5 protein-coding genes and 5 pseudogenes are annotated in these 6,712 nt (G+C 59.3%); 7 read left to right on the top strand and 3 right to left on the bottom strand.

Annotated features, from left to right (window positions below):
- The 3 genes and pseudogenes from AC0L3A_RS39635 to AC0L3A_RS39625 form a co-directional block, all read left to right on the top strand.
- A partial coding sequence (locus AC0L3A_RS39635) for a hypothetical protein (protein ID WP_473256455.1) occupies positions 1-407 on the top strand: 407 nt, incomplete at its 5' end.
- Positions 408-623: 216 nt separating this feature from the next.
- Positions 624-1,883: a group II intron reverse transcriptase/maturase gene (gene ltrA, locus AC0L3A_RS39630; RefSeq protein WP_473256454.1), complete on the top strand. Its 1,260-nt coding sequence runs from the start codon at positions 624-626 to the stop codon at positions 1,881-1,883.
- A gap of 63 nt (positions 1,884-1,946) precedes the next feature.
- Positions 1,947-2,099, top strand: a pseudogene (locus tag AC0L3A_RS39625) (integrase core domain-containing protein); the annotation flags it as partial.
- Between the two features lie 103 nt (positions 2,100-2,202).
- On the opposite strand, the pseudogene tnpC reads toward AC0L3A_RS39625, so the two are convergent.
- A pseudogene (tnpC, locus tag AC0L3A_RS39620) lies at positions 2,203-3,006 on the bottom strand (IS66 family transposase); the annotation flags it as partial.
- A 42-nt stretch (positions 3,007-3,048) separates the two neighbouring features.
- Between tnpC and AC0L3A_RS39615 the strand changes: the two are divergent.
- From AC0L3A_RS39615 to AC0L3A_RS39605, 3 genes and pseudogenes are all read left to right on the top strand, one after another.
- A pseudogene (locus AC0L3A_RS39615) lies at positions 3,049-3,222 on the top strand (IS256 family transposase); the annotation flags it as partial.
- Positions 3,223-3,250: 28 nt separating this feature from the next.
- Positions 3,251-3,397 (top strand): annotated as a pseudogene (locus AC0L3A_RS39610) (SOS response-associated peptidase); the annotation flags it as partial.
- A gap of 139 nt (positions 3,398-3,536) precedes the next feature.
- Positions 3,537-3,875: a hypothetical protein gene (locus AC0L3A_RS39605; RefSeq protein WP_473256453.1), complete on the top strand. Its 339-nt coding sequence runs from the start codon at positions 3,537-3,539 to the stop codon at positions 3,873-3,875.
- Here AC0L3A_RS39605 and AC0L3A_RS39600 read toward each other — a convergent pair.
- Complete coding sequence (locus AC0L3A_RS39600) at positions 3,815-4,615, bottom strand: YopT-type cysteine protease domain-containing protein (RefSeq protein ID WP_473256452.1); 801 nt, start codon at positions 4,613-4,615, stop codon at positions 3,815-3,817. The two genes, AC0L3A_RS39605 and AC0L3A_RS39600, sit on opposite strands and share 61 nt — an antisense overlap.
- Before the next feature lie 300 nt (positions 4,616-4,915).
- Positions 4,916-6,250, bottom strand: coding sequence for an IS5 family transposase (locus AC0L3A_RS39595; RefSeq protein WP_473256451.1), 1,335 nt, complete (start codon positions 6,248-6,250; stop codon positions 4,916-4,918).
- A gap of 269 nt (positions 6,251-6,519) precedes the next feature.
- Here AC0L3A_RS39595 and AC0L3A_RS39590 point away from each other — a divergent pair.
- Positions 6,520-6,712: pseudogene (locus tag AC0L3A_RS39590) on the top strand (ISL3 family transposase); the annotation flags it as partial.

Here is a 6,712-nt window from a genome sequence, read left to right as displayed (position 1 = left end):
GCATGGACGGCAAGGGCGCCTGGCGCGACAACGTGTTTGTCGAGCGGCTCTGGCGCACGGTCAAATACGAAGAAGTTGTGTGCTGTGAACGTCACTGTTCGAAATATGAACGGTGGCGATGCTTTATCGGAGATGAGGGTAGGCCCCTCGAAGTCGGCTTGCAGGAGCAGGCTTCAAACCGCCACGAGCTGCACTGGTCAAGAGCCATTGTGGTGAACGTCGATGGAAAAGGCGGAGCAAGACTCCGTCAGGTGAGGTTCAAGGAGACGAACGGAAGTAAACCGCTGATGACGTGTCGAAACGTATCAAACGACGTCGAAACCGGGACCCAGACTTCTGTCCCGCGAATAAAGATTGAGGGGAGCCTGTCTACTGCTCAATCGGCGTCCGGCATGGAGGCGGCGTGACCTTGATCCAGGCTTTGGTAAGGAACTCAGGAACCTGTCGTCCCGATGCCAAGGGAGAAGCTCAAGCGGATGGACTCCGCGAGGGCGAGAGTACCGATGCGGGACACAGGGGCGGAGTCGCTCGTAATAGGAATGAAGGCTCTGTAACGGAGCTGGACCGAAGGGGTGACGTCGCCCGGCTTTATTATGTTGGCAACCTGCAAGGGGAGGACCAGCGTGGATAAAGCAAGACCGTTTAATATTTCCAAGCGCGAAGTATGGTTGGCTTATAAGCGAGTGAGGGAAAGCCGCGGGGCGGCTGGCGTCGACGATCAAACGATCGCGGAGTTCGAGAGGGATTTGAGTAACAACCTTTATCGGCTCTGGAATCGAATGTCGTCGGGCAGCTACATGCCGCCACCGGTTCGTCGAGTTGACATACCGAAAGGGGACGGACGGGGAACGAGATCGTTAGGTATCCCGACCGTTTCTGACAGAATCGCCCAAATGGTAGTCAAGCGATATCTTGAGCCCGTCCTGGAACCAGTGTTCCACGATGACTCCTTTGGATATCGTCCCGGTCGGTCGGCGCATGATGCGTTGGCTGCGGCACGGCAGAGATGCTGGCGCTTTGACTGGGTGCTCGATCTCGACATCAAAGGCTTCTTCGACAACATCGACTGGGAGTTATTGATGCGAGCGGTGCGTCGTCATACCGACTGCGCATGGGTGCTGCTCTACATCGAAAGATGGCTGAAGGCACCCGTGAGCATGCCGGATGGCGCGCTGGTCAGCCGAGAGAAGGGGACCCCGCAAGGGGCAGTCGTCAGCCCAATCTTGGCAAACCTTTTCCTGCACTATGCGTTCGATCGTTGGATGAAGGAAAATAATCCAGACATTCCGTTCGAGCGCTACGCGGATGATGCCATCTGTCACTGTCGCAGTGAGGCGCAAGCGCTTTCATTGCGGCAAGCGCTGGAAGCGCGGCTTGCGGCGTGTAAGTTGGAATTGCATCCGCAAAAGACGAAGATTGTGTACTGCAAAGACTCGAACCGACCGAACGGTTATCCGGAGCAACGCTTCGATTTTCTGGGCTTTACGTTTCGACCCCGACAATCGATGAATCGCGCTGGAAAGCTGTTCGTCAGTTTCTCTCCTGCGGTCAGCGACAAAGCGGCCAAGGCGATGCGCGAAGACGTGCGTCGCTGGAAGCTGCATCATCGCAACGATCTCGACTTGGAGAAAATCGCCCAATGGGCACGGCCTATTCTTGTTGGCTGGGTCAACTATTACGGGCGTTTTCATCGTTCGGCGCTTCGCAGGGCACTGCGCACAGTAGATCCATTTATCGTGCGCTGGGCACAGCGGAAATACAAAAGACTTCGGGGACACGCAAAGCGAGCGTGGGGCTGGTTGCGCGGGGTCAAATCCCGCCAGCCGAACCTGTTCGCCCATTGGTCCACGGAATCTCCGGTTGGGGCGATAGGAGCCGGATGAGTCGAGAGGCTCACGTCCGGTTCTCGGAGGGCGTGGGGGTGGGATTCCCCCGCGCTACTCGACTATCTCCGCGCCTACGACAGCGTGTCCGAGGCGCGAGCGTCAATTGCCAAGTATCTGGCCTTCTACAATCAGGGACGCCCCCACTCGAGCCTTGACGGGCGCACGCCCGACGAGGCTTACTTCGGCACGCAAGCTATGGTGATGGCCGCATGACCGTCGCCGACGATTTTGTCGTCGCTCTGGTCGGGCTACGCCCTCCCGACGCAACGACAAAATCGTAAAGCCCCGCGTTCAGCATAACCCGGCAGGAATCCACTTAAATCCAGCGGGGCGCTGTCCAATCAACCGGGGCCAGCTCTATCGGCGACTTCGTCGCGACGTGAACGTCCCAGAACTTCCGCCGCGCATGAGCGAAGCAGAACGCCAACTGCACCAGATGGCCGCCGTTCTTGATCAGGCCCTTGTAGACGGCATAGCCGTCGACCTGCAGGATGCCGTGGTAGTCCCCGAACAGCTGCTTGGCGCGGGTCGCCTTGCGATCCTCGGCAAACATGTAGACTACCGCCGGCGGCGCCGGGCCGCCCCACGGACGGTCATCGGTGGCGATCGCCCAGAACTGGCAGACTTTGGTCCTGCCACGGCCGGGATCGAGAACTGGCAGCGGCGTCTCGTCGGCAAACAGCCGCGGGTAGGACATCACTGTGTCGCGCAACAGCGTGTGAAGCGGCTTCAGCCACCAGGCGGCGCGGCCCATCCACGAGGCCAGCGTCTGCCGATCGAGCGTGATGCCTTGCGCGGCGAACATCTGTTCCTGCCGATGCAGCGGCAACTGGTAGCCGTATTTCATCACCGCGATGTGGGCCAGCAAGGCTTCCGTCACCATCCCGCCATCGATCGCCTGGGCCGGCGCAGGTGCCTGCATCACACCCTGGCGGCATCCCCGGCAGCCATACCGCGGACGCACAATGCGCTTGACCCGGTACTGCATCGGAATGACGTCGAAGGCTTCCTTGACGGTCTCCCCGATCTTGTGCAGCCGCTCGCCGCAGCAAGGGCAGATGTGGCTCTCGATATCGATTACGACATCGATGCGCGGCAAATGCTCCGGAAGCTTCCCCCGGTTGCGTCGCGCCGGTCGCTTTCCACGGCCCTCCGCTCCATCAAGGGTTCGTTGTCGCCGACCACCGCCAAGCTGATGGTGTTCAAGCTGGTCATCGCCGCATCCAAGACCTGGCGGCGGCTCAAAGGCACAAATCAGTTGCCGAAGGTCATCGCGGGTGTCAGATTCAACGACGGCATCGAGGTCATCCAAGTGCCGGCAAACCACGCCGCCTGATCACCTCGTCACCCAAAATCCCGCATAGCTCATCCTGACGACGCCCGATGAGGTCGAGACCTGGATGACGGCACCGGTGGACGAGGCCCTGAAGCTGCAGCGGCCGCTTCCGGACGAAGCGCTCCGGATCGTCGCCCGGGGTCTGAAGGAAGATACCCCGGCTTCGCCTTCCTGACTCTGGGCCTTAACATAGCGCGGCTGCTGGACGACGCAGCGAGCGGCAACCAGGGGCGCTGGAGCCTGTCGAGGCGCTTGACTTTACCCATACCATTCGAACAAAAATAGAACAAACGATTCCTGCCCCGACGGTCCGCGTGGCTAAACTGCCGCAACTGCCCGTCTACTATTATCTCGACCATTTCGCCGAAATGCTCGGGTTCGTGCAGCGAACGTACGACCCCGTTCTTGGCCCGGATCATCACGCTTTCATAGCGCGCTTCGAGGGCCTTTCGAGAGATGCCCGATGCCTGTTGATCCGCATGATCAATCGGTGGTGCGATATTCACAACATCTCGGCCCGTACGCCGCAAAATAGCCCTGCTACCTTAAACGCCGGGGCATCAACTCCTGCCGGAGGTCAGGAGGCCAGTCCTCAGCGGACCCTTTGTGTGGTGATACTCAGCAATTCCAGGCTGTTGGGGGGACTTCTGTAACGATTTGCGAGACTTCTTAAGAAGTCATCCATATCCTCCGGTGCAATCGTAAATTCACCGTAATTCGGGTCGAAGAACGTCACCATTCCATCAGACGCTGACGTCGCAACTAAGTGCTTTTGCTGTCGCCCGTCGCGCTCAAAACTCAAGCCAAGCAGATATCTTCTGCCATCGTACACGATCTTGTCCTTCATTGCCGAGAGTTGCTCGGAATCGCCGAAGACGTATGTGTTGCCTCTATCGGATGGTGTAAAGCCCGTTTCCGCGAACACGGATGCCCGCGCCCTAAAGCCGGCTTCAGCGCGCTCTACATTCTCCGCTCGCAACGATCTCATCATACGTTCATACCGATGCTGAGACGTGGCCGCTGATCGGGATCCGCTTGATCCAGGTGCCAGCGCAGTCATTCGTGAGGTTGGGCTTTGCGCGAGGTTGGTAAGCCATCCAGCGGCGAGTCCGACGCATATGTTTCCGACATTCGCATCACGCAACTCGGCAGTCCTGTATTGGAATACAGAGGTGCTCATTCTCGCAGGAGAGGATGTACCGGCGTTAGCTGGATACGAGGCATCTGCCTTACTGGTGCAGCACCCCATTCGTTCGGGCGGATCACCAGGCGACTGATCCTTGTGCCGTGCAAGACCGACAAGATGTTCATCGAAGCCGTTGCTGTTGAGCGAATTGTTCAGCTCGTTATTTTGCCCAAAGAACATTGATGATTCGTCGATTCGATTGCGCATCTCGATTTTCGCCTCGCATGAAGGTTGCGCCGCCCGCTCATGGACAATGATACTCCAAGAGTCTGACGGCGAGCTGACGGGTGGCAGCTCTTGCGAGCTTCGCGGCTAAGGGCTACGCGCCGCGACTCTCAAATTCGCATCATCAGAACGCGTCACAGCCGTATCGATGCACCGCTTCTTCCGAGGCAACAGCAATGGCGCCATTCTATGGCGCGACAACCGGTCACGTGAATTTGAAGTTCATCGAATAGGTCTGCTCGACTTTTTGGTCGTTTGTGAAGAACGTCCCTGAGCACCGTTTTACGCAAGGTGTGGTTGCGATAGGTGGCGACAGAGTATCCATAACAGGCCGCATAAAAGTTCGGTGAGCCAGCGGCGGAGCAGGCTGAAGTTGTAGCCGGCGGCGGCGAGCACGGCGTTGGTGCGGTCGCCGTCGCGACCCTTGAGATGGTTACGGCGCATTCGGTGGTCGTCCTTGAGATGGCCGATCACAGGCTCGACGGCGGCGCGACGCCGCATCTCGCGGCGGATGGCTTTGGTGACACGGCGAACCTGGCCGCTGATCCAGACCTTGAACCGGTCGGGACAGTTGTGGCCGCGGTAGCCCTTGTCGCCGTGGATGCGGCGCGCTGCAACACCAGTGAGCTTTTCGAGGTCGGCGATGACGGGACCGAGCGTGTGGCCGTCATAGGGATTGCCGTGCAGGGCCTTGGCATGCAGTACGAACTGCCCGCCTTTGGGCGCGGTGGCAGGCGTGGCAATCGAGACTTTGCAGCCAAATTCGTAAGGTGCCCGGGCCTTGCCTTTGTCGATGCACTCCACCTCGGGGGCGTGCAACGAGTAGACCTTGGGACCGCGCTGACGCTGCTCTTGATGGCGAACCCGGTGGGCGAGATCGAGCAGCGGACCAAAGCGATCCTCAAGCGCAGGGTCGCCCTCGATCTTGCGTCTGATGTCACGGATGATGCGGCCAAGCCGGGTGCGCAGGAATTTGAGCTCTCGCCGGGCACGCTTGAACTGGTGGGCATGCGTGTAGCGTCCCACCATGATGGCGGCGCGCCTGGCCACGCGCAGATAGCTTTGGCGCAGTTCGACGCTCTCGCGTTTGGCCAAACCGACCAGCTTCTCGATCGCCCGGTGCATGAGCCGCGCATCGCTCGGATGCGCGATCGCCTTCTCCTGTACGGTGGTATCCACAACGACCCGCTCGAGATCTTTGGTCTCGATTGCCCCAGTTCGATGCGCCACCGAGAGGCTTTCTTGCAACAGCGCGGCGATCTGCTCCTCACCCAGCCGCTGGCGCCAGCGGGTCAGCGACGAGCGATCGAATGGCAAGTCGTGCCGGAACACCACCTCGCCGCAGAAATACTGAAAATACGGGTTCTCGACCCACCTGTCGCACAGCGCCTCGTCAGAGAGATTGTGCATGTGCTTGAGGATGAATAGTCCGGCTACCAATCGTGTCGGCAACGGTGGCTGCCCCGGCCCGAGGCGACAGACCGAACTGAAGCGTCTCGCCAGGAAGTCCCAATCGATCTCCGCCGCCAGACGCACCAACGGATGGCGAAGGTTGATGATCTTCTCCAGAGATGGACGAAACAGATCGTCCTGACGATCGTCGCGCGGATGGCTCATGGGTTCTCCCCAACAGCGAATCTCGCCGTCAAAGGAATCACGAAGCCGCCCAATCCGGAATCTGGAGGGTTCTGTGAGGTCGCGTTCACGCGATGGTGCGGCAGGTGCAGTTGTGCGACCTCATTGAAGCCGGATTGAACGAAGGCGCGTGTGTTTCGGCATGGAATAAGGACCCCGTTTTCGGGGTGATCGGCATCCAATCGGGGGTCTGACTCATTTCTGATGAAGTTTGCCGGGCGACTGTGGTTCTCAAGCGGAGAATCAGCGCCATGCGGACGGGCTTTCAAATCTCATCGCTAGTACCGAGTGGTTTGGTGTTTGATGGCGTAAGTGACTCAATGGATTCGCTTATTCTGGCTGTCAGGTCGGAAGCTGCGGAGGCTCGGTGCCCTTTGTGCGCGACAGCGTCGGGCCGCATCCATAGCCGCTACGTCCGGCACGTTGCCGATTTGCCATCAGCGG

The organism is Bradyrhizobium sp. MI1.3 (genome assembly GCF_055811695.1).
Note: the sequence above shows the minus strand (reverse complement) of the source record. Positions and strands in the feature narration are given on the sequence as shown.